General features: G+C 72.6%; 20 protein-coding genes and 1 pseudogene. 10 read left to right on the top strand and 11 right to left on the bottom strand.

The window, feature by feature from the left end:
* Nucleotides 1-89 precede the first annotated feature (89 nt).
* A complete protein-coding gene (locus AV521_RS18475; RefSeq protein WP_076089554.1) occupies nucleotides 90-1,298 on the top strand; it encodes a serine/threonine-protein kinase in 1,209 nt (402 codons plus the stop codon).
* A gap of 263 nt (nucleotides 1,299-1,561) precedes the next feature.
* Here the strand turns inward: AV521_RS18475 and AV521_RS18470 are convergent, their stop codons facing one another.
* The 5 genes from AV521_RS18470 to AV521_RS18450 form a co-directional block, all read right to left on the bottom strand.
* Entirely contained in the window at nucleotides 1,562-2,980 is a 1,419-nt protein-coding gene (locus AV521_RS18470; protein WP_076089553.1) for a GAF domain-containing sensor histidine kinase, read from the bottom strand.
* A 19-nt stretch (nucleotides 2,981-2,999) separates the two neighbouring features.
* Nucleotides 3,000-4,037 (bottom strand): rod shape-determining protein, encoded by a 1,038-nt coding sequence (locus tag AV521_RS18465; protein ID WP_076089552.1) that lies wholly within the window; start codon nucleotides 4,035-4,037, stop codon nucleotides 3,000-3,002.
* Nucleotides 4,038-4,397: 360 nt separating this feature from the next.
* A complete protein-coding gene (locus tag AV521_RS18460) occupies nucleotides 4,398-5,741 on the bottom strand; it encodes a carboxyl transferase domain-containing protein (RefSeq protein WP_179023197.1) in 1,344 nt (447 codons plus the stop codon).
* Nucleotides 5,734-7,224, bottom strand: a complete 1,491-nt coding sequence (locus tag AV521_RS18455) for an acyl-CoA synthetase (protein ID WP_076089551.1) — start codon at nucleotides 7,222-7,224, stop codon at nucleotides 5,734-5,736. Before AV521_RS18455 ends, AV521_RS18460 begins: the two co-directional genes overlap by 8 nt.
* 49 nt (nucleotides 7,225-7,273) lie before the next feature.
* Nucleotides 7,274-7,879: an O-methyltransferase gene (locus AV521_RS18450; RefSeq protein WP_076089550.1), complete on the bottom strand. Its 606-nt coding sequence runs from the start codon at nucleotides 7,877-7,879 to the stop codon at nucleotides 7,274-7,276.
* 73 nt (nucleotides 7,880-7,952) lie between these two features.
* Between AV521_RS18450 and AV521_RS18445 the strand changes: the two genes are divergently transcribed.
* Nucleotides 7,953-8,834, top strand: coding sequence for a RimK family alpha-L-glutamate ligase (locus AV521_RS18445; RefSeq protein WP_076089549.1), 882 nt, complete (start codon nucleotides 7,953-7,955; stop codon nucleotides 8,832-8,834).
* On the opposite strand, the gene AV521_RS18440 is transcribed toward AV521_RS18445, so the two are convergent.
* A complete protein-coding gene (locus AV521_RS18440; RefSeq protein WP_076089548.1) occupies nucleotides 8,824-9,726 on the bottom strand; it encodes a LysR family transcriptional regulator in 903 nt (300 codons plus the stop codon). The two genes, AV521_RS18445 and AV521_RS18440, sit on opposite strands and share 11 nt — an antisense overlap.
* A gap of 114 nt (nucleotides 9,727-9,840) precedes the next feature.
* Between AV521_RS18440 and AV521_RS18435 the strand changes: the two genes are divergently transcribed.
* Nucleotides 9,841-10,671 carry an oxidoreductase gene (locus tag AV521_RS18435; RefSeq protein WP_076089547.1) on the top strand — a complete coding sequence of 277 codons (831 nt, stop codon included), beginning with the start codon at nucleotides 9,841-9,843 and terminating at the stop codon, nucleotides 10,669-10,671.
* Nucleotides 10,672-10,773: 102 nt separating this feature from the next.
* Here AV521_RS18435 and AV521_RS18430 read toward each other — a convergent pair whose 3' ends face one another.
* Nucleotides 10,774-11,331 (bottom strand): hypothetical protein, encoded by a 558-nt coding sequence (locus AV521_RS18430; RefSeq protein ID WP_256725593.1) that lies wholly within the window; start codon nucleotides 11,329-11,331, stop codon nucleotides 10,774-10,776.
* 152 nt (nucleotides 11,332-11,483) lie between these two features.
* Between AV521_RS18430 and AV521_RS18425 the strand changes: the two genes are divergently transcribed.
* Together AV521_RS18425 and AV521_RS18420 are read left to right on the top strand one after the other, a co-directional pair.
* The gene (locus AV521_RS18425; protein WP_076089545.1) at nucleotides 11,484-12,257 is read left to right on the top strand and encodes an IclR family transcriptional regulator; all 774 of its coding nucleotides are present in this window, start codon (nucleotides 11,484-11,486) and stop codon (nucleotides 12,255-12,257) included.
* Nucleotides 12,254-13,102, top strand: coding sequence for an SMP-30/gluconolactonase/LRE family protein (locus AV521_RS18420; protein ID WP_076089544.1), 849 nt, complete (start codon nucleotides 12,254-12,256; stop codon nucleotides 13,100-13,102). Before AV521_RS18425 ends, AV521_RS18420 begins: the two co-directional genes overlap by 4 nt.
* Before the next feature lie 48 nt (nucleotides 13,103-13,150).
* Here AV521_RS18420 and AV521_RS18415 read toward each other — a convergent pair whose 3' ends face one another.
* From AV521_RS18415 to AV521_RS18405, 3 genes are read right to left on the bottom strand one after another with little or no spacing between them, the layout of a single operon-like run.
* A complete protein-coding gene (locus tag AV521_RS18415; RefSeq protein ID WP_076089543.1) occupies nucleotides 13,151-14,554 on the bottom strand; it encodes an FAD-dependent monooxygenase in 1,404 nt (467 codons plus the stop codon).
* Complete coding sequence (locus AV521_RS18410; RefSeq protein WP_371917047.1) at nucleotides 14,547-15,770, bottom strand: MAB_1171c family putative transporter; 1,224 nt, start codon at nucleotides 15,768-15,770, stop codon at nucleotides 14,547-14,549. The genes AV521_RS18415 and AV521_RS18410 overlap by 8 nt, the downstream gene beginning before the upstream one ends.
* 2 nt (nucleotides 15,771-15,772) lie before the next feature.
* Nucleotides 15,773-16,426, bottom strand: a complete 654-nt coding sequence (locus AV521_RS18405; RefSeq protein ID WP_179023195.1) for a toxin-antitoxin system, toxin component family protein — start codon at nucleotides 16,424-16,426, stop codon at nucleotides 15,773-15,775.
* A 201-nt stretch (nucleotides 16,427-16,627) separates the two neighbouring features.
* Between AV521_RS18405 and AV521_RS50100 the strand changes: the two are divergent.
* Nucleotides 16,628-17,119: pseudogene (locus AV521_RS50100) on the top strand (sugar transporter); the annotation flags it as partial.
* 225 nt (nucleotides 17,120-17,344) lie between these two features.
* On the top strand, nucleotides 17,345-18,865 hold the full coding sequence (locus AV521_RS18400; RefSeq protein ID WP_076089598.1) for an alpha-N-arabinofuranosidase: 1,521 nt from the start codon (nucleotides 17,345-17,347) through the stop codon (nucleotides 18,863-18,865).
* Here the strand turns inward: AV521_RS18400 and AV521_RS18395 are convergent.
* Nucleotides 18,852-21,806, bottom strand: coding sequence for a beta-galactosidase (locus AV521_RS18395; RefSeq protein ID WP_076089541.1), 2,955 nt, complete (start codon nucleotides 21,804-21,806; stop codon nucleotides 18,852-18,854). The genes AV521_RS18400 and AV521_RS18395 overlap by 14 nt on opposite strands.
* Before the next feature lie 78 nt (nucleotides 21,807-21,884).
* On the opposite strand from AV521_RS18395, the gene AV521_RS18390 reads away from it, so the two are divergent.
* The 3 genes from AV521_RS18390 to AV521_RS18380 all read left to right on the top strand — a co-directional run bounded on the left by AV521_RS18390 (nucleotide 21,885) and on the right by AV521_RS18380 (nucleotide 24,839).
* Nucleotides 21,885-22,343 (top strand): Rrf2 family transcriptional regulator, encoded by a 459-nt coding sequence (locus AV521_RS18390; protein ID WP_076089540.1) that lies wholly within the window; start codon nucleotides 21,885-21,887, stop codon nucleotides 22,341-22,343.
* A 129-nt stretch (nucleotides 22,344-22,472) separates the two neighbouring features.
* Nucleotides 22,473-23,126 carry a DUF4360 domain-containing protein gene (locus AV521_RS18385; protein ID WP_076089539.1) on the top strand — a complete coding sequence of 218 codons (654 nt, stop codon included), beginning with the start codon at nucleotides 22,473-22,475 and terminating at the stop codon, nucleotides 23,124-23,126.
* A gap of 279 nt (nucleotides 23,127-23,405) precedes the next feature.
* Nucleotides 23,406-24,839 (top strand): family 2B encapsulin nanocompartment shell protein, encoded by a 1,434-nt coding sequence (locus AV521_RS18380; protein ID WP_076089538.1) that lies wholly within the window; start codon nucleotides 23,406-23,408, stop codon nucleotides 24,837-24,839.
* The last annotated feature ends 708 nt before the right edge of the window (nucleotides 24,840-25,547 follow it).

Here is a 25,547-nt window from a genome sequence, read left to right as displayed (position 1 = left end):
GAAACCGCCGTCGCGGGACACACGGCGGTCCACTTGTGGTCCGTCAGGGGGGTGCCGGAGCAGGGCAGGCCGGCGGCCATACTGTGCGCATGGAACGCATCGGGGGATACCTCGTCGAGCGGCGGCTCGGCGAGGGCGGAATGGGCACCGTGTATCTCGCGCGGACGCGCGGTGGGCGAGCCGTCGCGGTGAAGGTCGCCAAGGCGGAGCTCGCGGCCGACCCGGTCTTCCGCGAGCGGTTCTGCAGCGAGGTCGAGGCTGCCCGCGCGGTGGGCGGCTTCCACACGGCGCCGGTCGTGGACGCGGACGTGGACGGCGACCCGCTGTGGCTGGCCACGGCCTACATTCCCGGGCCGACCCTTGCGGCGCGGCTCGCCGCCGAGGGCGCGATGGACGAGCCGCAGCTGCGGGCGCTGGCCGCCGCGCTCGCCGAGGCGCTGGAGTCCGTCCACTCCTGCGGGCTGGTGCACCGCGACCTCAAGCCCGGCAACATCATCATGGCCGTCGACGGCCCGCGCGTCCTCGACTTCGGCATCTCCCGGGCCGTCGAGTCCACCCGGCTCACCGCCACTGGCACCGCCTTCGGCACACCCGGCTTCCTCGCGCCCGAACAGGCCCTGGGCCACGATGTGACCGGCGCCGCCGATGTGTTCGCCCTCGGCGCGGTCCTGGTCGCGGCGGCGGGCGGCAGCGCCTGGGGCGAGGGCACGCCGATGGGGCTGATGTACCGCTCCGTGCACGAACAGCCGAACCTGGCCGTCGTACCGGCCGGGCTCGCCGGCCTGGTCGCGCGCTGTCTGGCGAAAGACCCCGCCGCCCGGCCGACCCCCACCGAACTGCTGGACCTGCTGACCGACGGGACCCCGGTGCCGGCCCCGGCACAGGCGTCGTACCCCCCGCCCCCGACCGCACCCCCGCAGCCCGCGACCGCAGCCCCGTCCGCGCGGACCCCGGTCCCGCCCCCGCCCTACCCGGCCACGCCTCCGCCGCAGGTCGCCCAGGGGTTCGGGCCGCCGGTCCCGTACACGCCCCCGGAGGCCGAACTCACCGACGGCGTGTCGCGCGTCGTCGTCAGCGCCACCGGGGTCGTCCTCGAAGTGGCGGGCGCGGCCGCGGACTTCGAGTGGCCGGAGATCGCGCATGTCGGGCGCACCCGGCGCGGTCACCACCTCACGGTGAGGGTACGGCTGTGGGACGGCGGTGTGTACGACTGCGAGCTGAACGCCCGCCGGTCGGCCCGGCTCGGCGAGTGGGTGGCCCGGCTGGACTTCGTACTCGGCCGGTATGCCCCCCGCTAGCGTCCGGCCACCGTGTTCGCCGACAGCGGTACGCGGCAGGTGAGTTGACCCGTACATGCTTGAACGGTCCGCGTCCTGGGCACCCACCTCGTACCGGCATCAACCGCCGGGCCGTACCGGCAGAGGGAGGGCGTCATGGACCGTCGCATCCGGGTACGCGTCAGCCGACGCCCCACCGCGCCGCGTGAGCGCGAGATCGACCGCAGGACACCGTCGGGGCGCGTCCTGCCCTACTGACCAGCGGCCCGGCCATCCGGCGTTCGTCACAGCGGTGCCTGCCAGGTCACCGTCGTTCCTTCGGTGTCACCGTCCGTCGTGTCCCCGTCGTCGTACACCGTCAGCCGTACCGCCGCACGGCCGTCCGTCAGGGTCGCCGTCGCGTCGATCGTGACCTCGATGCGGGAGACGGCCCGGCGGCGGGCCGCGGTGTCGAGGGCGCGGCGGAGGGTGGTGAGCAGCTGGCCGGCGACGCGGTCCGGGACGCGGCTGTCCACCGGGCCCAGGAAGCGGGCGGACGGCTGGAAACCGAGCACCGCCGCCACGGTGGCCGTCTCGCGCAGCACCCGGCCCCGCAGGGTGGTCGGCGCCTCGGCGGGGGGCTGCTGGAGCGCGAAGATCGCCGTCCGCACCTCCTGAACGGTCGACTCCAGCTCGTCGACCGCCGTGCCGAGCATGTCCTCCACGGCCTCGCCCCGGGCCCGGCGCTGCGCCGCCTGCAGCATCATGCCGGTGGCGAACAGCCGTTGGACGACCAGGTCGTGCAGATCGCGGGCGATCCGGTCCCGGTCCTCGTACACCGCCAGCCGTTCCCTGCGGTGCCGGGCGCCGGCGAGGACCAGGGCGAGCGCGGCCTGGGAGGCGAACTGGCCGGCCAGGCGCCGGTCGACGTCCGTGTACGGGCGGGCACCGCGTCGGCGCGGCAGTGCGAGCGTGCCGATCAGCTGGCCGCTCGCCTGGAGCGGCAGCATCATGCTGGGCCCGAACCGGTGCCGGACCCGGGTCGTCATGCGCGGGTCGGTCGCCGAGTCCTCGATGAACACCGGCTCGCCACCCAGTAGTTGGTCCAGCACGGGGCTGCCGGGCTCGATGGTCGTACCGACGAGGTCCCCGGGGTCGTCGTGCGTCGACGCGGTCACGATCTCCATCCCGCCCTCGGGAGTGGGCTGGAGGATGACGCCTGCGGAGGCGTCGGCGAGCAGCCGGGCCCGTTCCGCGACCGTCATCAGCGCGTCCGCGGCGCTTTCGCCGGTCAGCAGCGCCGTGGTGACGGCCGCCGCACCCTCGATCCATCGCTCGCGCTGCCGGGCCGCCTCGTACAGGCGGGCGTTGCCGATCGCGGTGCCCGCCTGGGTGGCCAGCACCCGCAGCAACTGCTCGTCCTCGGCGGTGAACGGCCCGCCGCCGCTCTTGCCGGCCAGGTACAGCCGCCCGAACGGCTCCGATCCGACCAGGATCGGCACGTCCAGGCCGTCGGCGTCCTTCGGGGCAGGTGTCGTCGTACGGATCTCGGCCGGCCCCTCCTGACCGGGGTCGGCGGTGCGCAGCGCCGCGTACCGGGCGCCGGTCAGTTCGGCGGCACCGTCCACGATGCGCTGCAGCGTGGTGCGCAGTTCGAGTTCGGAGCCGACCCCGAGGACCGCTTCGAGCAGCGGCGGCAGATGCGGGACGGGATCGCCGGGCATACGACGTGCCGTGCGCGGCTCAGGCGGCCAGCGGGTTCAGGACCAGCGGCTCGATCCGGCCCTCCAGCATGGCGCCGAGGCCCTGGACCGCGCAGATGTCGGGCCGCTCGGCGATGTGCACCGGCATCCCGGTGGCCTGCCGCAGCATCTGGTCGAGGCCGGGCAGCAGCGCCGAGCCGCCGACCATCATGATCCCGCGCTCCGCGAGGTCGGCGACCAGGTCCGGCTGGCAGTCGCGCAGCACCTTGCCGATGCCGTCGATGACGCCGGTCAGCGGGGTCTGGATCGCGTGGCGCACGGCGGCGGTGTCGACCCGCACGCTGCGCGGAAGCCCGGTGACCACGTCACGGCCGTGGATCTCGGCCTCCGCCGGGCCCTGCGAGGTGATCCCGTTGCCCGACAGGGCCAGTTGCAGCGGACGCACGGACTGGCCGGGCAGCAGCAGCTCGTGCTGGTGCCGCAGGTGCTGCACGATCGCGTGGTCCACGGCGTCGCCGCCCACCGGGATCCGCTCGGCGGCGACGATCGAGCCGAGCGAGAGCACCGCGACCTGCGTGCTCGCCGCCCCGCACATCAGGATCATGGTGGCCTCGGGGCGATCCACCGGCAGCTCGCAGCCGACGGCGGCGGCGATCAGCGTGTCCACCAGCTCGACCCGGCGCGCACCCAGCGCGACCAGCGTCTCGGTGATCGCCCGCTGGGCCAGCGGATCGGCGCCGTGCGGGGCGCAGGCCGCCGCGCGCAGCCGCAGATTACGGCGCAGGGCACGGCGCGTCTTGTCGCCGAGCAGCTGCCGCAGCATGCGGTGGGCCATCTCGATGTCGACCACCGTGCCACCGGCTATGGGCCGTACGACCTGGATGTAGTCCGGTGTCCGTCCCGTCATCCGCTCCGCGAAGTCGCCGACGGCGATGAGCGCGCCGGAACGGCTGTTCACCGCTGCCGCCGAGGGTTGGTCGATGACCAGGCCGGCGCCTTTCACATACACCCTGGTGCGGGCCGCGCCCAGGTCGACGGCGAAGTGGCAGCGGCGCAACTGCTCCAGACTGACGGTCACGGCGATCCTCCCGGTGCGCGGGCCTCGGTGCGCCCGGCCGGCTGGCGGGCCCCTTCACAGCATCCTGCGCGGGCGGCACCGGCGGACGCCTGCTGGAGGGGGCCGGGCGGGGTGCCGCCGAACGGGGGTACTTCGCGGCCTTGGGCGCGTCACGGGCTCGGTACGGCCCGCCGGAGAGGTAGAGGGCCGGTCCTGGACCACCTGACAGGAGGTCCCGCTGAAGGGCGCCGACGCTTCCGTGCGGGGCACGCCGAACGTGCCCCGCACGGCCACCACCGTCTCCCTGCGCGCCTCGGCCCACGGCGACAAGGGCGGAATCGGCGACGCGGGAGATCATCCGGGCGGTGGCCGTGAAGTGACCTACGCCCGGGAGTGGTTCACGATGCCCCGGATCACCCCCAGCTCCACCAGGTCCTGCGGCCGGATCCGGAGCTGCTCGGCGGTCGCCTCGACCTCGTCCTTCGGGCGTTTGAGGATGGCCGCCGCGAGTTCGGGGGCGATCACCGAGAAGTAACTGTCCGGAGTGGCCCAGGTGTTGTCGGGCGCGGCGAGCGCGAGCGCTCCGCCGGAGCCTCCCTCGCCGATGACGAGTGTGGTGATCGGTACCCGGGCGGACGCCACCGCCCCGAACGCCTCCGCGATCGCGGCCCCGGCCCCCTGCCGCTCCGCCTCGGCGTCATTGGCCGCGCCCGGTGTGTCCACCAGCGTCAGCACCGGGATGTCGAGCCGGTCCGCGAGCCGGATCAGCCGGGCCGCGGTCCGGTACCCGGCGGGCCGGGTCGCCGCCCCGGTCTGCGCCGCGTAGGCCACGGTACGGCCGTCCCGCTCACCGAACCCGCACAGCATGCCGTCGGGGTCCGTACCGCCGCACCGGTCACCGCTGATGTCGAGGCGTTGGGCGAAGTACGTGTCCAAGTAGGCCTGCGCGCGAGGTCGTTCGGGGGACCGGGCGCGGCGGACGGCTGCCCAGCCGGTGGCGGGCAGGCCGGTGATGCCGAGGGCGGACGGCGCGGGGGCTTCCTGCGCCGGGGTGGTGAGCAGCCGGAGCCACCGTCCCAGCGTCTCGCGTAGTTCCGCGGGCTGCACCACCGCGTCCGCCGACCCCGCCGCCACCTGTCCCTCGGCGGTGTAGGCCGCCGGGTCGGCGTCCGCGGGCCGGACCCGGGAACCGGCGAAGCCCACCTGAGCCCCCGGCAGGGCCAGGACGACATCGGCTCCGGCGCCGAGGGTGGCCCAGCCGCCGCCGGTCGTGGGGTCCCGCAGGACCGCGATCTGCGGCAGGCCGGCCTCCCGGGTGAGCGCCGACTCGCGTGCCACACGCTGGAGTTGACTCAGCGCGAGCATGCCCTCCTGCATCCGGCTGCCGCCGGTGGCGATCAGCGGCACGACCGGGAGCCGGTGGGCACGGGCGTGGTGGTACGCCGCCTCGAACCGGTCGCCGGTGCGCTCGCCCAGGGAGCCGCCGAGGAAGCCGAACTCGAAGGCGATCAGCACGGCCGGGACGCCCTCGACGCTCGCGGTGCCGCAGACGACCGACTCCTCCTCGCCGGTACGGGCCGTGGCGCGGGCGCGGGAGGCGTCGTAACCCTGCCAGCCGAGCGGGCCGTCGCGTTTCGGTTCCCTTATCCTGCCGGGCAGTTCACTGAAGGTCGCCTCGTCCGCGACCAGGGCCAGGATCTCCCGGGCCGACAGTCGCTCAGGCATCGGCCACCAGCGCACGCTTCATGATCTTCCCCATGTCGTTGCGGGGGAGGGAACCCAGATACCGGACGACCCGCGGCCGTTTGTGCGGGGCGAGCCGCCGGGCCACGTGATCGGCCAACTCCTCTGCGGTGGGCGGCGCTTCCGCGTCCAGCGGGACGATCCAGGCCACGATCCGCTCGCCCAGGTCCGCGTCCGGCTCCCCGGTGACCGCGGCCTCCCGCACCCGCGGATGCTCCAGCAGCGCGTTCTCGATCTCACCGGCCCCGATCTTGTAACCACCGCTCTTGATCAGGTCGGTTGCCTTGCGGCCCACGATCCGCACATATCCGTCGCTCTCCCGCACGGCCATGTCACCCGTACGGAACCAGCCGTCGGCGGTGAACGCGGCGGCCGTGGCGTCGGGCCGGTTCAGGTACTCGGTGAACAGGTTCGGGCCGCGCACCTGGATCTCGCCGACGTTCTCCCCGTCGTACGCGGTGACCGGCGTCCCGTCCTCCTCCACGAGCCGCAGCTCGACACCGGGCAGCGGCACGCCCACGGTGCCCGCGCGCGGCTCCCCGTCGGCCCGCACGCTGGTGTTCATCAGTGTTTCCGTCATGCCGTACCGCTCGATCACCCGCCGCCCGGTCGCAGCCGCGATCCGCTCGTGGTCGTGCACGGGCAGCGCGGCCGAGCCGGAGACCAGCAGCCGGGCCCGGCCCAGGGCCTTGGCCAGCTCCGGGTCCCCGGGCAGGGCCTCGGCGATGCGGTGGTACATCGTCGGCACCCCGAACAGCATGGTCGCGCCCGCGTTCAGCTCCCGGGTCACGCCCTCGGTGCTGAACCGCCCGAGATGCCGGACGCTGCCACCGCGCCGCAGCGGGCCGAGGGTGCCCAGCACGAGCCCGTGCACATGGAACAGCGGCAGCCCGTGCACGAGCACGTCTTCCGCCGTCCACTGCCAGGCGTCGGCGAGCGCGTCCAGTGTGGTGGCGAGGGCCCGGCGGGGCAGGACGGCGCCCTTGGGCGGGCCGGTGGTGCCGGAGGTGTAGACGATCAGCGCCGGGTCCTCGTCGGCGGCGGTGTCATCGGGTACGGCGCCGGGGGCGGCGGTCGCGTCGACGTCGAGTCGTTCCAACGCACCGAGTGCGGCCGGCAGTTCGGCGCCTGGGGCGGCCAGCACCAGCGTCGGTGCGCTGTCGGAGACGATGTGCGCGAGTTCCTTCTCGCCCGACTTCGGGTTCAGCGGCACCGCGGCGGATCCGGCGAGCAGTACGCCCGTCACGGCGACGGCGGTCTCCAGCTCGGGCGTGGCCCACACGGCGACCCGGCCGGCCCCGCGCAGCCGGGCGGCGAGCGCCCCGGCGGCCCCGGCCAGTTCGCCGTACGTCAACGACCGCTCGCCGAACCGCAGGGCGACCCTCCCCCAGACTTCGTCCGGGGGGACCCCCATCTCGCTGCGCTCGCCCGGACCGTCCGCCAGAGCGGGAAAGAGTGAGGACACGCGGCGCACTCCTAACTGTGGGACTGTCGGTCGACCGTCGCCCCCCTTCCTACACCAGGAGCCTTGAGCCGACGACCGAGCTCAGGTCCGCCGCGAGCCGCAGCTCGGTCGAGTGCAGCGCGGGATGCTCCAGCCAGTGCAGCCGGGCCCGGTCCGGTGCGCCCGCGTGCAGCGGCGGCCAGCCGGTCGCCGGGGTGAAGTCGTCCACGACGACCGTCCCGCCGGGCACGAGTAGCCGCTCGACATCGGCGGGCGCGTCCCCGGCCGCCTTTCCCTGTCCGCCCCCGTCGAGAACGAGCAGGTCGAAGGGCCCGTACTCCTCGATCCGCCGCCAGTCGCCGGTGAGCACGGTGACCTCGGGCCGTCCGGCGAACACCTGGGCGGCGCCTCGTGCCCGCTCAGGATCCCGCTCCACGCTGTACAGCCGCACCCCCGGCGTCGCGCCTGAGGTCAGCCAGGCCAGGCCCACCCCGAGTCCGGTCCCGGTCTCGCCGATACGACTCCGGGCCCCACCCGCCAGCGCCTGCAGCAGGCGGCCCTGCTCGGGACGGCAGGAGTACGGAAAGTGGTGGACCCGGGCGACGGCGAGCGCGTCCCGTACGAGGGACGGGAGTTCGGTCATGCCGGTGTGGGCCGCGGTGCCGTTTGTCGTCATGGTCGGTTCATACCGGGCCGCGACGGTTGTTAGCCTCGGCGTGATCGAAGCGTCGTACGACAGGGAGTCCGCCATGCCCCGCATCGCCCTCGCCACCTACGACCCCGGCACGGAGCCCGGCAAGGACTCCGATCTGCCGGAGCTGGTGCGGGCGCTCAGGGCCGCCGGGGCCGGGGCCGAGGCCAGGTACTGGGACGATCCGGACGTGGACTGGGGCGGCTATGACCTCGTCGTCATCCGGTCCACCTGGGACTACAGCTGGCGGGCGGAGGAGTTCGCCGCCTGGGTGGAGCGGGTCGGGGCGCTGACCCGGCTCGCCAACCCGGCGGCCGTGGTCCGCTGGAGCACCGACAAGCGTTACCTCGGCGAGCTGGCGGCCGCCGGCGTGCCCACCGTCCCCACCCGCTACATAGCGCCGGGCGAGCCCGCCGACCTGCCCGTCGACCACGAGTACGTGATCAAGCCGACCTCGGGCGCGGGCGCCCGGTTCGCCGCCCGCTACCCGCCCCACGAGCACGAGAAGGCCGTGGCTCAGCTCGCCCGGATGCACACCGAGGGCTTCACCGCGATGGTGCAGCCGTACGTGACCGGCATCGACGTCAGCGGGGAGCGGGCGCTGCAGTTCTTCGGCGGCCGGCTGCTGCACGCCAGCCGCAAGGGCGCCGTCCTCGCGCCCGGCACACCGTACGACGCGGACAAGGTGGCCCACCCGAATCTGGAGCGCTGGCAGCCGACGGCAGCGGAACTGGCCGTCGCCGAGAAGGCGTTGGGCGCGGTGCCCGGTGCGGACGGGCTGCTGTACGCGCGTGTGGACCTCGTGGACGGGGAGGACGGGGAGCCCCGGCTGATGGAGCTGGAACTCGTGGAGCCGAACCTGTTCCTGTGGCTGCATCCCGGGTCGCTGGAGCGGGTGGTGGAGGCGATCCTGGCCGCGGCCGAGGACATCACCGGCTGACCGTCCCCCGGCACGCCTCCGCATACGCCCGTACCAGTGGCCGTTGGCCGTCCTCCCGTCGCCAGGCCAGCGCGTAACGGCTGGGGCCGATGCCCCGGACCCGGCGGGTGACGACCCCGCCCAGGGTGACCAGCGGGGCGTTGCCCTCGGCCACCAGACAGATACCGAGGCCGGCGACCAGGGCCTCGTACGTCTCCTCGGCCCCGGAGATCTCCGCGCCGATCCGGGGCGGCCGGCCGGCGCGCGCGTCCAGGGCGAGCCAGTGGTCCCGCAGCCGGCCCGCGCTCCGGGGCAGCGCCAGGAACGGCTCGTCCAGGACGTCCGTGAAGTCCAGCTCGGCGCGGGCCGCCAGGGGGTGCGTCTGCGGGAGTGCCAGCAGGCGCGGTTCCTCGGCGACCACCGTCCAGGCGTAGCGCTCCTCGTCCGGCAGCGGCAGCCAGACGAAGGCGACGTCCGCCGAGCCGTCCGCCAGGCCCGCCGTCGGATCTTCCCAGCTCATCTGGCGCAGTCGCACCGTGACCCGGGGATGCGCGGCGGTGAAGCGGGAGCGGATGGCCGGCAGCAGCCCGCCCCGGCCCGGGCTGGTGCTCATGCCCACCACCAGCGTGCTGCGCTGGGCCGCCTTGGCCGCCTCCACAGCCGTCGCGCCCGCCTCCCATGCCGACAGCACGCTTCGCGCATGCGGCAGCAGCGCCTCGCCCGCCGCTGTCAGCGCCACCCCGTGCTGATCGCGCCGGAACAGCTCCGTCCCCAACTGCCGCTCCAGCGCCCGGATCTGTTTGCTCAGCGCCGGCTGCGAGACATACAGCCGCTCGGCGGCCCGGGTGAAGTGCAGTTCCTCGGCGACCGCGACGAAGTACCGCAGATCACGGGCGTGGACGTCCATCGTCATAACCGTTGGTTATCACCGGGGGTCTTGGACGGGCAACGGCATCCGGCGGCAGGCTGGTTCGTGTCAGGCGGATCAAGACGTGTCAGGACGTAGCAGGACGAGCGGGGAGTCGTGATGAACAAGGTATGGCTGGTGACCGGGGCGAGCAGCGGTTTCGGGCGGGCGATCACCGAGGCGGCCGTCGCCGCCGGTGACGTGGTGATCGGTGCGGCGCGGCGTCCGGAGGCCCTGGACGACCTGGTGGCGGCCCACCCCGACCAGGTGGAGGCGCTGCGTCTGGACGTCACCGACCTGGCCGCGACCGAGACGGCGGTCCAGGACGTCGTGGCCCGGCACGGGCGGATCGACGTGCTGGTCAACAACGCGGGCCGCACTCATGTCGGCGCCGTCGAGGAGACCACCGACGCCGAGCTGCGCGGCCTGTTCGACCTGCACTTCTTCGGCCCGGCGGCGCTCGTGCGGGCGGTGCTGCCGCAGATGCGGGAGCGGCGCTCGGGCGCGATCGTGCAGATGAGCAGCATGGGCGGGCAGCTGTCCTTCGCGGGCTTCGGGGCGTACAGCGCGACGAAGTTCGCCCTGGAGGGCCTGTCCGAGGCGCTCGTGGACGAGGTGCGGGAGTACGGCATCAAGGTGCTGATCGTGGAGCCGGGGGCGTTCCGGACCTCGCTGTTCGACACCGGCCGCGCCGGGGTCAGCTCCGACACCGGCGCCTACGCCAGGGTCGCCGAGACCCGCGGCTTCGTCGCCGACGGCCGGGACAGCCAGCCCGGCGACCCGGCCAAGGCGGCGGCCCTCATCCTGGCCGCGCTGGAGGCGGAGCACACCCCGCTGCGCCTGCCCCTCGGTGACGACGGCGTGACCGGCGTCCTGGCCCACCTCGACCAGGTCCGCGAGGACATCACCACCTGGGAGAAGCGGACGCGGGCGACGGCCTTCGACGCGTGAGCGCTTCGCTGGAGGGCCGCGATGTGCCGTCGTTCGTCCGCGGCGCCGTCGTGGCTGGTCGCGCCGGCAAAACACCGCCCCGTGCCCCTTCAGGGCGCGGGCTCAGCCGACGACGGCCGTCCGCTGCAGCAGCCCCCAGGTGAACTCTGCGACCACCTCGTGCCGTACGCCGTCCGGGCCGGGAGCGGTGAAGGCGAGGCCCCACCGGGTCGGCGCGGTGCCCTCCAGCGGGCGGGCCGGGGCGAAGGCGCGGGCGGCCTCGTCCACCGTGCAGGACCAGGGGGCGAGGTCGTCCAGGGTCTCCAGCCGCGGGGCCGGGACGCCGGGCGCGCGCACCAGCCACTCGTTCCACACCGCCCCGTCCGGCCCGACCAGCACCTCGAAGCGCAGGTCGGGCCAGAGCGGCAGGGCCCAGCGCCGGGCCTCGCAGCCGACGTCCCCGAGCCGGCGCGGAACGACGGACTCCGGCGCGCCGAGGACGGACCGGTACCGCGCGGCGGCGGACCGGGATCTCGGTGAACGGACCATCGCCTGCCAGCGCTTGTTGGCCTCCCGCATGTCCGCGATCGACGCGCCCAGCACCCGGCGGGCGTCCTCGACCAGATCCGGGTTGTGGTCGGCCATGCGGCGCAGCAGCACCAGCTGGAAGTCGAGATCCATGCCCCCATGGTGCACGGTCTGCCTCCTGGCCATTGCCCGGGCAACTCTCCATGACTAGCCTGTGTTCGTCATGCCGATCGCCTGTTGATATCTCGAACATCTCGACATCGAGGTGTCGAACGGGCGCTTAGACCCAAGGGAGGGGGCCGGACGTGGGACGCCTCGTGCCTGCCGTGACCCGGGCTCTCGACATTCTTGAGCTGTTCCTCGACGGGGACGGGACGCTCTCCGCCCCCGACATCGTGCGCAAACTGCAGCTGCCGCGCACCACCGTGCACGAGCTGGTCACCACGCTCGCCGCACGCTCGTACATCGTGCCCGTGCCGGGCCAGCCCGGACGCTACCGGCTCGGGGTACGCCCGTACCAGCTCGGCAGCCGTTACGCCGAGCAGCTCGACCTGGCCGCCGAGGGCCAGCAGGTGGCCCGCTCGGTCGCCGAGACCTGCGACGAGACGGTCCACGTGGCGATCCTTGAGGGCACCGACGTCATATACATCGCCAAGGTCGACTCCACGCACGCCGTCCGCATGGTCTCGGCCGCCGGCCGCCGGCTGCCGGCCCACTGCACCTCGGTCGGCAAGATGCTGCTGGCCTCGCTGCCCGAGCAGGAGCTGACGGCGCGGATCCCGGACGGCGTCGAGCTGACCGCGATGACGCCCAACAGCATCACCGATCCCGCCGTACTGCGCGAGGCGCTGGCGGAGATCCGGCAGCGGGGCATGGCGGTGGAGAGCCGCGAGTCCAACCCGGACGTCAGCTGTGTGGCCGCCCCGGTCCGCGACCGCACCGGCCAGGTCGTCGCAGCCCTCTCCATCTCGGTCCCCATGATCCGCTGGAGCGACGAGCGCCGGGCCGAGCTGGAGCAGCTGGCGGCGAAGGGCGCGGCGGAGCTGTCCGAGCGGCTGGGCCACCGGGGCGCGGCATGAGCGGCGGATACGAGGTCGCGGTACGGGCGGCGGCACAGCTGGGCGAGGGCCCGACCTGGGACCCGGCGACAGGCCGGCTGATCTGGCTCGACATCCTGGGCATGCGCGTCCACACGTACGACCCCGCGACCGGCCGGCGTACGGTGCGGACGACGGAGCAGCACGTGGGCGCGGTCAAGCCCCGGGAGGGCGGCGGCCTGGTGCTCAGCCTCCGGGACGGCGTGGGCCTCCTGGACCCCGACGACACGTTCCGCTGGCTGCACCACGAGCCGGTCCCGGGCCGCCGCGCGAACGACGCCGCCGTGGCGCCCGACGGCTCGCTGTGGGCGGGCACGATGCGATACGACGAGACACCGGGCGGCGGCACGCTGACCCGGCTGACCGGTGACGGTACGGCGGAGACGGTGCTGTCCGACGTCACGGTGAGCAACGGCACGGGCTGGAGCCCCGACGGCCGGCTCATGTACTACGTCGACACCCCGACCCGACGGGTGGACGTCTTCGGCCACGACGGCGGACGGGTCCATGGCCGGCGGCCGTTCGTGGAGATCGAGAAGGGCGCGGGTGTCCCCGACGGTCTGACGGTCGACGCACAGGGGTGCGTGTGGGTGGCGCTGTGGGACGGGGGAGCGGTGCGGCGCTATACGCCGGCCGGTGCCTTGGACCGGGTGATCCCGCTGCCGACCCCGCGGACGACTGCCTGCGCGTTCGGCGGCGCCGGTCTGACCGACCTGTACATCACCACAGCCCGTACGGGTCTTCCGGCCCCGCATGCCCTGTCGGGTTCGGTACTGGTGGTACCGGGAGCCGGACAGGGCCTGCCCCAGCCGGCTTTCAAGGGCTGATCTTTGAGGGGGTTCGCTGCAGTTTCCCCACCCGCACCCGGCAACGGCCTAAAGAACCCCCGCCGCCTTCCGCTCCTCCTCGGTCAACGGCGGTCCCGCCAACGGGGGTCTCAACGGCCCCACCGCCGCCGCCAGCAAGACCCGCGGAGCGAGCAGTACCTCCGCCCCCCGCTCCAGTGACGTCACGTCGGTCACCCGGCGGGCCACACGGCCGTTGCCCGTCGCGGTGTACAGCAGGCGGCCGACGTAGGCGGACACGAGCCGGTCCCGCACGGTCGGGCCGGAGCCCGTCGCGCCGGGGTAGAACACGTCCTGCCCGAGGGCCAGGTCCCACGCCGCGCGCACCGGGCGGGCGGCGGCCCGCTGCACGCGGCGCGCCAGCCCCGGCGTACCCCAGCCGTGCCGCCGTATCACTTCGCGCAGCAGCACCGCGCTCTGCGCGGCGACCGCCAGACCATGGCCGTAGACCGGGTTGAACACGGCGAGCGCGTCACCGAGGACGGTGAAGTTCTCGGGCCACACCGGTATCCGCTCGTAGAAGTGGCGCCGGTTGACGGTGGAGCGGGTCACCGACACGTCGGACAGCGGCTCGGCGCGCTCCAGCAGCTCGCCGAGCAGCGGATGCCGCAGCCGCTCCCGGGCGAAGGGGAGGAACTCCTCGTTCGCGGCGGAGGGTTCGCCGCCCCGGGTGCCGCACAGGGTGACGATCCACCGGCCCTGCTCGATGGGCAGCAGGAAGCCCGAGCGGCCCGGTCCGCCGCCGTGCGGATCGGGCTGCACATTGATCACCGGGAAGCTGTCCCAGGTCGGCTCGGGGGCGCGGAAGAGGCGGCTGGCGTACACCACGCCCGGGTCGATCTCCCGGAGTTCGGGCGCGGGCAGCCCGAGGTCCGCCAGCCACCGCGTGGCCCGGGACCCGCGCCCGGTGGCGTCGACCACGAGGTCGGCGGGCAGGGTGCGCTCGGCGCCGTCCCGTGAGCGCAGCCGTACGCCGGTGACCGCGGCGCCGGTGCCGGTGAGGCCGAGGGCCTCGGTGCGGTCGACGAGGTCGATCCGCGGTCCGGCGAGGACCTGTGCGCGGACGGTGGCGTCCAGCAGGTCCCGGCCGGCCAGGATCACATGGTGGGACTCCGGCCAGCGGCGGAACCAGCCCTGCGCGGAGAGGGCGACCACGCCCGTGGTGACCGGATGCCGGCGTCCCCCGGCGGCCTGGAGCGCCTCGGTGATTCCCGGCAGCAGCTGCTCCACGGCCCGTACCCCGCCCGACCACAGCATGTGGGCATGCCGGGCCTGCGGCAGCCCTTTGCGGGGTTCGGGGCCGTCGGGCAGCGCGTCGCGCTCGACGATCACGACCCGGTCGGCACAGTCGGCGAGCGCGCGTGCCGCGAGCATGCCGGTGTGGGATCCCCCCAGCACGACGGCGGTTCTGAGGGGGGAGGGGCGGTCAGTCATGGACGGGCACGCTCTCTGCCGGGGCGGCCGCGTGGGCGCGTACCGCCATGATGTCGTCGGGGTGGCGGAGGGCTTGGGACACGGCCTGGATCTCCTGGAGCAGATACGCCGTGTCGGGACCGGACGCCGAGTCGGCGCCTTCGGCCCGTGGCGGGCGCGCGCCGTCGGCCGCGTCCAGCAGGGTCACGGCGGCGGCCAGGGCCCTGGCCCGGTCGGGGTAGAAACCGAGGGCGAGAGCGGCGTCGTACGAGCGTGTGCGCAGGTCCTCGTCCAGGTGCCGGGAGAGTTGCAGCAGGGCGTCGCGGATGAAGGTCTCGCGGCGGATCAGGCGCAGTTCGGCGGGGGCTTGCGGGGCGAAGGGCTCGCGCTCGCCCGTGACCGTGCGCATCAGCTGGTAGAGGGAGCCCAGGGAGCGGTGGCGCAGCCGGACGTTCCAGCGTTCGTGCAGATACTGGCCGACGTGCGGGACGATGAAGCCCACCGCGACCAGGGTGGCGGACACACACGCGCCCGCCGGGGCCACATCGGTGCTCAGCCAGTCCAGGTCGTGGCCGGTCCAGCGGGCCACGACGGCGGTGAGTTTGGCCGCGTCGAAGAACAGGTTCGTGGCGTAGCCGACGCCCAGCAGACCGAGTCCCCAGCGCAGCCAGGCGTCGAGGCCGTCGGTGCGGATCCAGTTCCAGATCAGCCGGGCCGTGATCGAGCAGGCCACGGTGTGCGCGACGAGGTAGAGGAGGATCTCCTCGCGCATGAAGGGGGTGGTGGCGTAGTACGTGTCGAGGTCGCGCAGCCGCTCCACGGGCACGTCGGCGAGCGCGAACAGCGCCCACAGGGCGACGACCACGCCCGCGTAGACGGACACCACCCAGCGGGTTACCCGGCGGGTCTGGGCCGAGCGGTCGGAACGGCCGTTGCGCCAGGCGATGATCAGCAGCAGCCAGGACGCGCAGAGCGCGGTGAGCAGGGAGTACACCCAGGGCGCCGAGATGTTCGGCACCCCGGTGACCCGGTTGGTCCAGGCGATGGTCCGTGGGGACGCGAAGACGAACACCGCGCAGGCGAACAGCAGCAGACCGCCGACGGCGCGCAGCATCGGGTCCCGCCACATCTTGATGATGCTGGGCAGCTTGATCGCGAGGGCGGCGGTCAGGACGGCCGTGGGGATCCAGAAGGAGACGGAGACGTCGCTGAGGGATCCCGGGGAATGGAGTGCCAGGTTCACCGGTCGGCCTCTCTTTCTCTGGGCGCTCCGTTCGCTTCGTCGCGTCCGCGATAGCCGAGGGTCCGTTGCACCGGGCTGAGGGAACGTTGCGCCTGGCCTTGGGGGGTGCCGGTGGCGGAGCCGGAGAGGTGGGGCCGGAACAGGGCGGCCAGGCGGTGCCCGAAGTCGTCGGCCTCGGCCTCGTCGGCCTCCCGGGAGCCGTTGCGGGCGGCCACCGTGAGAGGCATGTCCCGCCAGCCGGGCGCGTCGGCGAGCGCGCGGGCCGCCGCGTCGCCGGCCAGGTGGTGGTGCCGGTGCCCGGCGTGCAGATGCCACAACTCATGGCCCAGGATGACCAGTTGCTGCACGGCCTCGGCCCGCTCCTCCACGATCACCAGGTCGAAGTCGGCGAACTCCACCCACAGCCCGGTGACTTCGATCTCGTCCGGGAAGCGCTCGAAGCGCAGCTCGACCGGCCGCCCGCCGCGCCGTGCGCTCATCTCCTCGCACAGGGCCCGGCACACCTCCCGTACCCCGTCGGGTGCCGCGGGGCGGGCGCGGACGGCGGCGGCGAGGTCGCCGGCCAGCGCGCGCATCGCCGAGCCCGGACGGGAGCGCCGCAGCCGTGCGGTCAGGCGTGCCGCCCGCGCACGCGCGCCCGCGATGCCCATGCCTCCCCCTTCTGGCCGCCGCTGTGGAGACCGTCCGAGGGTACGCGCCCGGGTGTGTGCGCGTCATGCGATCCGGCGAGCGTCGTTCAACCGGGAACGACCTCATGAGCTCGCGTTCGACCCCCATGAGCTTGTGTCCGGCCCATTGACGCGGAAGCGCTTCGAATCTACGGTCCCGTTCGAAGTTGCGGGCGTCATTCGATATCGCGAACATCTGAGGACGGTGGGGGCGAGGTATGGGGGCAACCTGGCCTGAATCGCAGGCAACTCCTCACGGCGGCGGGCGGCTTGGCGGTGGCCGGCAGCTTCGGCTTCGCCGCACTCGGCACCGGAGCCGACGCGTTCGCCTCCACCGCGCGCACCCGCGTGCGCTACTGGAACCTCTTCAGCGGCGGCGACGGCGCCAACATGATCGCGATGCTGAACGCCTTCCGGAAGACGTGTCCGGACATCGCCGTGAAGGACTCGACCCTCCAGTGGGGCAACCCCTTCTCCACCGAGCTCGCCATGGCGGCCGCCGGCAACCGCGCACCCGACCTCGGCGTGATGCACATCGGCCGGGTCGCCGGCTTCGCGCCGGGCCGCCTCCTGGACGCCTGGGACATCGGCCTGCTCGCCAAGTACGGCCTGCGCGAACAGGACTACCACCCCAGGCTGTGGCAGCGCGGCGTCATCGACGGCAAGCTCTACGCACCTACAAGATCCGAGTGGGCCGCTCGACGGCGGCGGCGACCTCGTCCTGGCCTCCCACGGCCGCTGTATCGGCCCCGGCGCAGGGGCGACGTTCCGCACCCACGGCAAGACGTGGCTGGCGTACCACTACTACGACGCGGACGACAACGGCACGCCCGAGCTGGGTTTGAACCAGCTGGGCCGGCGCGCCGGATGGCCTGTTGTGAAGTGACTCGAAAGGACCTCATGAGCAAGAGCACCGCCCGTTTCACCCTGGACCCCGCCTTCACCGTCGGGGAGGTCAGTCCCCGGCTCTTCGGATCCTTCGTCGAACACCTCGGCCGCTGCGTCTACACCGGCATCTACGAGCCGGAGCACCCCGCGGCCGATGCCGAGGGCCTGCGGACCGACGTCCTCGGCCTCGTCCGCGAACTCGGTGTCACCGCCATCCGCTATCCGGGCGGCAACTTCGTCTCCGGCTACAAGTGGGAGGACTCGGTCGGCCCCGTCGAAGACCGCCCCCGCCGACTCGACCTCGCCTGGCACTCCACCGAGACGAACCGGTTCGGCCTCTCCGAGTACATCGCCTTCCTCAAGAAGGTCGGCTCCCAGGCCGAACCCATGATGGCCGTGAACCTCGGCACGCGAGGCGTCGCCGAAGCACTCGAACTGCAGGAGTACGCCAACCACCCCTCCGGCACAGCGCTCTCCGACCTCCGCGCCACCCACGGCGACAAGGAACCCTTCGGGATCAAGCTGTGGTGCCTCGGCAACGAGATGGACGGGCCCTGGCAGACCGGGCACAAGACGGCACGGGAATACGGGCGTGTCGCCGCCGAGACGGCCCGCGCCATGCGTCAGGCGGACCCGGCCGTCGAACTCGTCGCCTGCGGTTCCTCCAGCCAGGCCATGCCGACCTTCGCCGCATGGGAGGCGACCGTCCTGGAGGAGGCGTACGACCTGGTCGACCACATCTCGCTGCACGCCTACTACGAACCCGTCGACGGCGACCTGGACTCCTTCCTCGCCTCGGCGGTCGACATGGAGTCCTTCATCGAGAACGTGGTGGCCACGGCCGACCACGTGGGCGCCCGGCTCAAGTCCAAGAAGAAGATCAACCTCTCCTTCGACGAGTGGAACGTCTGGTACCTCTCCCGCTGGGAGGAGTACGCCAAGAGCCTCGACCAGTCCGACTGGCCCGAGGCACCCCGGCTGCTGGAGGACAACTACAGCGTCACGGACGCCGTCGTCCTCGGCTCGCTCCTCATCGCCCTGCTCCGGCACGCCGACCGCGTCACCGTCGCCTGCCTCGCCCAGCTGGTCAACGTGATCGCCCCGATCATGACCGAGCCGGGCGGCCCGGCCTGGCGGCAGACGACGTTCTTCCCGTTCGCGCAGGCGTCGAGGTACGGCCGGGGCGAGGTTCTCGACGTGCGGGTGGACTCGCCGACGTACGAGACGAAGAAGTACGGCGAGACGGATCTGCTGCACGCGACGGCCGTCCGCGCGGCCGACGGCACGGTCACGGTGTTCGCCGTCAACCGCAGCCGTACGGACGCCCTGCCGCTCGAAGTCATCCTCAGCAGACTGGAGTTGACGACCGTCACCGAGCACAGCGCGCTCGCCGACGCCGACCCCGACGCCCGTAACACCCTCGACGACCCCGGGCGGGTCACCCCGCACCCGGTCGAGGGCACCGCCCTGTCGCACGGCGCCCTCACCGCCGTACTGGAGCCACTGTCCTGGAACGTGATCAGACTGGCGTGACCGGCAGTCCTCCCGTCGCTCTGCCGAGCAGCGTCAGGCCCACCTTCCCCGGCCCCGACAGCGTGGTGAACTCCGAGAGGACCGCCAGCGCGAGGGTGTTGGTGCCCCGGGTGCGCAGGACGCCGTTCGGCAGGACGAAGGTGTGCTGCGGCCCCACGTTGTTGATGTACTGGCCCATGTTCCAGCCGTTCAGGAAGATCTGCGCCCGGTAGGCCCGGTACGGGTCGTCCTCCAGGGTCAGGCCGACCGAGGCGTCGATGTCCGCCGGGACCGAGAGCCGGAAGGTGGTCCGGTACCAGGTCACGCCCTGGTACCGGGCTGCGCGCGGGAAGGCCGTCCGCTCCCAGTCGTGGTCCCGGAAGCCGGGCAGATGCCAGCCCTCCCGCTCGCCGTACAGACCGCCGTTGTTCATCGGGCCGCGCACGGGGTCGGGGGCCTTCTCGCCCTGGATCCGCCAGCTCACCGTCGGAGAAGCCCCCTTGAAGGACGCCGCCGTCAGGCCCCGGGCCGCCTTGTGGGTGTCCAGGCCCCTGCCGTCCTGGTCGTGCTGCATGCGCCGTACGAGCACGGACAGCACATGCCGGCCGGGGGAGCGCAGCGCCTCCCGGATGGGGAAGGCGGCGGTCGCCGTCCAAGTCCCCTGCCTGGTCGTCGTGTTCTTGTCCGGTACCGGCATCCGGTGGGTGCCCAGCGGCTCGCCGTCGAGCCAGGCCATCAACAGGCCCTGGGTGCCGGTGCTGTAGGCGAGCGAGACCTCCTCCAGGCCGGTGGAGTCGGTGAAGGAGCCCCGGTACCAGACGTCTCCGTAGTGGAACCCGTAGTCGTCGGCGAAGAGGACCGGCCCGCCGTCGGGGACGGGCGTGGTGCTGAACGACGTCTTCTTGTCCGCCGCCTGCCAGCCCGAGTCGTCGAAACTCGGCCCGACCTCCGGGTTCTCCGTACGCATCCGCCAGCCGCCCAGCTCGGGCAGCCTCACCTCGGGGACGGACGGCAGCAGGCCGGTGGTCATCAGGCTGCCGGACAGCGTCACCCGGGTGGGCAGCCTGCGCCCGTTCCACACCAGGGTGTCGATGCCGCGCGGCCCCCACACCTCCACGCCCGTCGTGTCCGTGACGTCACCCGTCAAGTGGACCTCGGAGCCACGCAGTTCGACATGGCGCAGCAGCGCAGGGCCGTACACCAGCAGGGTCCCGGACGGGGTGTCGTACGGAAACACGCGTACGGCGGTGTCGTCGTCGGCGAAGAGCAGCAGCAGCGGGGTCTCGGTCTCGCCCTTCTGCACCAGCACCCGGGTCAGTCCGCCCTCGCCGAGCGGCGTGTTCACATGCAGCGCGTCGTCGCCGTCGAAGGCCCAGGCGGCCTCCGGGTCGAGCCGCATGACGTCCGGCTCGGCCTCGCACTTCAGGACCAGCTCGGTCATCTCGCCGTGGCGGCCCGAGAACAGCGCGATGTCCTGCCGCCCCGCCGTCACACACAGCACGGGCTCGGCGGTGGAGTACTTGAGCGTGCGCCGGCCCAGCTTCAGCCCGGTCGTCAGCAGCCTGGCGTCCTTGCCGGGCACGGTGATCCGCACCCGGCCGGCGTCGGTCGGCAGATCGGTGGTGACCGCGTCCGCGCCGTCGTTGCGGGCGACGTAGACATGGGCGCCGGTGTCCGGGTTGGTCAGGTGGTAGACCTTCAGGCCCTCGGCCTTCACCTCCGCCGCCCGGTCCAGCTTGGCGAAGTCGGGGACGCGTTGGAGCAGATGGCCGAGCTGGTGCATCGGCGCGATCTTGTCGGTGACGTTCCGGGCCTCGTCGATGGCGGCGCCGTAGTCGTACGACGTGTAGACGACCGGCGCGGGCAGCCAGCCCCAGGAGGTCCCGCCGAAGGTCATGTACACGTTGTGCAGGGTGAGCCCGTTGGCGAGGTTGGTGAGATAGAAGCGGCGCTCGTAGGCGGCGTCCCGGGTGCGCCGTGACTCGGCGTACCCCTTGCCGTCGAACCAGGCGCCGCCCCACGGGTCGAACCAGCCGCCGCCGAACTCCGGCACGAAGCCGGGTGTGGACGGCGAGGCGCCGGCCCCGCCCTTCGCCCCGCCGGGCCCGAACGTCCCCCAGTCCGGCGGGGTCTGGGACGGCGACGGATATCCGTCGAAGCCGTACAGCCAGCCGCCCTTCTCGCCGCCGGTGCCGAACGAACCGGGCACCCAGTAGCCGTTGCGCCCCTTGTCGTTGTGGAACAGCGGCACGTCGATGCCGTCGGCCCGCACCTTCTTGTACAGGTGGGACATGTACGCCCGGCCCATCCCGTCGGTGTGGGCGTCGTACTCGTTCTCGATCTGGTACAGCAGGATCGTGCCGGTGCCCTGTGTGAACAGGTGCTTGCGGGCGATCCGGTTCACCTGGGTCAGCCACGAGTCGACGTGCCCGAGATACGTCGGGTCGTCGGTCCGGGCCGTGCCCTCGGTCGCGGTCAGCCAGCCGGGGAAGCCGCCGCCGTCCACCTCGGCGTTGATGTACGGGCCGGGCCGCAGGATGACGTACAGGCCGGTCTCGGCGGCCATGCGCAGGAACAGGTCCAGGTCCCGGACGCCGGTGAAGTCGTACCTGCCGGGTGTGGGGGAGTGGTAGTTCCAGGCCACGTAGATGCTCACGGCGTTGTAGCCGTGGGCGCGCATCTTCTGCAGGACGTCCCGCCACAGGGAGGGGCTCGGCAGCCGGAAGGGATGCATCTCGCCTGACCACACGACCAGCCGTCTGCCGTCCACGAGCAGCGAGTACCGGTCATAGCCGATCGTGTGCCGCTCGCCGTCGGCGCTCGGCGGGGCGGGCGCCGGGCCGGTCGGCACACTGCGCGCCGCGTATGCCGAGGGTGCCCCCGTGCCGTCGCTGCCGCCCAGGGCGAGCCCGAGCGCGGCCGAGCCGGCCAGGGCACTGAAATTTCGTCTGCTGAGCGCCAAGGTTGGATCCTCCCGGGCGATCTTACGGGGGCGCGGGCGAGGGCCACTCCCCCCGCGGCGACGCCCCACAATGGATTCATGAGGATCTCGGCACGGGCGGACTACGCGGTACGGGCGGTACTGGAGTTGGCCGTACGGCAGACTAACGGCCCCGTGAAGGCGGAGGAAATCGCCGCCGTGCAGGGCATCCCGCACAAGTTCCTGGAAGGGATCCTGGGCGATCTGAGGCGGGCCGGGATCGTCGACAGCCGGCGCGGGGGAGGCGGCGGCTACCGGCTGGCGCGGAACGCGTCCGACGTCACGGTCGCGGATGTGATCCGGGCCGTGGACGGCCCGATCGTGTCGGTCCGCGGTGAACGCCCGACGGGCCTCGCCTACACCGGCACCGCACAGCCCCTGCTGCCCCTGTGGATCGCGCTGCGCGCGAACGTCCGCAGGATCCTGGAGGGCGTCACCCTCGCCGACCTCGCGGCGGACGCCCTGCCGGAGCCCGTCCGCGCGCTGGCGGCGGAACCGGAGGCCTGGGAGAACCCGTAGGGGATCGGTGTGAACGGCCGGTTGTGAATGGCCGGAGTTGAACCTCCCGGGAGTGAGCGGGGCTTCCTACGATGCGGAACGCTTCACAGGCTCCACACAGACCCCCCACACCCGACCATGGGAGAAATCATGGCTGGTGGACTCCTCCTGAGCGGTGCCGTGGCGGCACTGCTCTCCACCGCGATACCCGCCCACAGACCCGCCGGCGGCCCGATCGACAACCCGCCCCCGGACAAGATCGTCATCGATGTGGCCACGGTGAACGGCTCCGGCTGCCCCGAGGGCACCGCCGCGGTCGCCGTCTCACCGGACAACACCGCCTTCACGGTGACCTACAGCAGCTACCTGGCCCAGGCCGGCGGCAACTCCGACCCCACGGCCTTCCGCAAGAACTGCCAGCTGAACCTGGTGGTCCACGTCCCCCAGGGCTTCACCTATGCCATCGCCAGCGCCGACTACCGCGGCTTCCTGGCCCTGCAGCCCGGCGCGAGCGCGACCCAGAAGGCCTCGTACTACTTCCAGGGCTCCCCGAACACCGTGCCCAGGAGCCACCCCTTCAACGCCCCCTTCAATGACAACTGGGAGGCCACCGACAGCACGGACTGGGCTCAACTGGTCTGGGCGCCCTGCGGGGTCCTGCGCAACTTCAACATCAACACCGAGCTGCGGGTGAACGCGGGCACCGCCAACCCCGACAAGGTCAGCTTCATGACCATGGACTCGACGGACGGCAACATCAGCACGGTGTACCACCTGGCGTGGAAGGAGTGCCCGAGCACGTAGAGCGACGCCCGCCACGCCGGTCACGCTGAGTATTCGATGGCGCTTCATGGTTTTCGCCGGTGAGCAGTCATCCCTCGGTTGACCTGCGGAATCGTTCGGACCAGGCGTGATGTCCATAAGGGGCGCGCGAGGGGCGCACGAAGAGTGCGCTGACTGCCCTCGCGCGCCCTCTGTATCGGTCACTCAACGTAAGCGCGGCTCTGATACCCCTGTGTACGCAGCGTGACGACAACGGGTCGTCGCGCGTCCTTACGTGCCCAGGGAAGACGAGGGAGAGCCATGCCACTCGACACAGCGACGACAGCGGCTGCGGACGCGGAGTCGGAGCAGCGGCAGCGCGAGCAGCAGAGCCTCAGTACCGCGGCGGCGCGCAATCTTGCCACCACCACCAAGTCCGAACCCCAGATGCAGGGCATCACCTCCCGCTGGGCGAGCCGCATGCTCCCCTGGGTGAACGTGCCCGGCGCGACCTACCGGGTCAACCGCCGCCTGTCGTTCACCGTGGGCGACGGCCGGGTGACCTTCGTGAAGACCGGCCCCAAGGTCGAGGTGATCCCCGCGGAGCTGGGCGAGCTGCCGCTGCTGCGCGGCTTCACGGACACCGACGTGCTCGGCGCGCTGGCCGACAAGTTCGTGCAGAAGGAGTTCGCGCAGGGCCAGGTCATCGTGCAGGAGGGCCGCAAGGCCGACCACGTGTACCTGATCGCGCACGGCAAGGTCGAGAAGATCGGCGAGGGCCCCTACGGCGACGAGGCCGTGATCGGACTGCTGGCCGACGGGGACACCTTCGGCGGCCGGGTGATGTCCGGGCAGACCAAGAAGTGGGACTTCACGGCCCGCGCGGCGACCGCCACCACGGTTCTCGCGCTGCCCATGAGCGCGTACAAGACGGTCGCCGACCGGTACGAGGCGCTGCGCAGGCATGTGCAGCTGCTCACCTCCAACGGGCACCGCAAGCTGAGCAAGTCGGGCGAGGCGGAGATCGCGCTCAGTTCGGGACACGTGGGCGAGGAAACACTGTCGCAAACCTTCGCCGACTACGAACTCAAGCCACGCGAATACGAGTTGAGCGTGGCGCAGACGGTGCTGCGGGTGCACAGCCGGGTCGCCGACCTCTTCAACGAGCCGATGAACCAGACGCAGCAGCAGTTGCGGCTGACCATCGAGGCGCTGCGTGAGCGGCAGGAGTTCGAGCTGATCAACAACGAGGAGTTCGGCCTGCTGAACAACGCCGACTTCGACCAGCGGATCTCCACCTTCTCGGGCCCGCCGACCCCGGACGACATGGACGAGCTGCTCAGCATGCGGCGCAAGACCCGGTGTTTCCTCGCCCACCCCAAGGCGATCGCCGCGTTCGGCCGGCAGTGCAACAAGCGGGGCCTCTACTTCGGCGGCATCGAAATGAACGGCAACCACCTGCCCGCCTGGCGCGGGGTGCCGCTGCTGCCGTGCAGCAAGATCCCGATCACCGAGCAGGGCACGTCCTCGATCATCGCCATGCGTACCGGCGAGGAGGACCAGGGCGTCATCGGCCTCTACCAGACCGGCATCCCGGACGAGGTCGAGCCCGGCCTGAACGTCCGCTTCATGGGCATCAACGAGCAGGCGGTCATCTCCTACCTGGTCAGCACCTACTACTCGGCGGCCGTCCTGGTGCCCGACGCCCTCGGCGTCCTGGAGAACGTCGAGATCGCCCGCACGAACGGGAGCTGACGGCGGTGTCGTTGATCTCCCGGGTCGCGGCACCCGCCGCGGCCCACGACACGGCGGGCCTGGTACGGGCCCTGCTGTCAGCCGGGTCGTCACCGCCGGCCCGCCCGCCGACCGGGCCCGGGTCCGGCGACCCATGCCTGCCATCGGGCCCCACCGGGCCGGGCACGTCGGCGGCCCACGTCCCCCTCGGAGCGACGGCCACCCCACACCGCGCACCAACGGGGCACGGCAGGACCCACACCGGTGGACTCCGGCTGCCACTGCCGACGGTGGTGCGTCCGGCGGGGGTCGGTCACGGGGCAGCGTCCACAGGGAATCCGCCGGCGTCCGTGCATCCACCGGGGGACGCGTCCAGCACGGGCACCGGCCCCACCGTGCTGGGCACGCCGACGGCCGACGCGGCTGTGAATCCGCCGGAGGTGGGGCAGTTGGCGGCCGGGGTTCCGCGTCTGGTCGGGCTGCGGTCGGGTCCCGCTGGGCTGGGTGCGTCGGTGGCCGATGCGGCTGTGAATCCGCCGGAGGTGGGGCAGTTGGCGGCCGGGGTTCCGCCTCTGGTCGGGCTGCGGTCGGGTCCCGCTGGGCTGGGTGCGTCGGTGGCCGATGCGGCTGTGCTTCCGCCGGAGGTGGGGCAGTTGGCGGAGCCGCGGTCACCGGCGGCTGCGGCTCCGCCCCCGGTCGGGCTGCCGTCGGGACCCACCGGGCCGGGCA

This window comes from Streptomyces sp. IMTB 2501, assembly GCF_001953885.1.
Classification (GTDB): domain Bacteria; phylum Actinomycetota; class Actinomycetes; order Streptomycetales; family Streptomycetaceae; genus Streptomyces.
The sequence above is the reverse complement of the archived record's forward strand: the minus strand, read 5'-3'. Positions and strand labels throughout refer to the sequence as shown.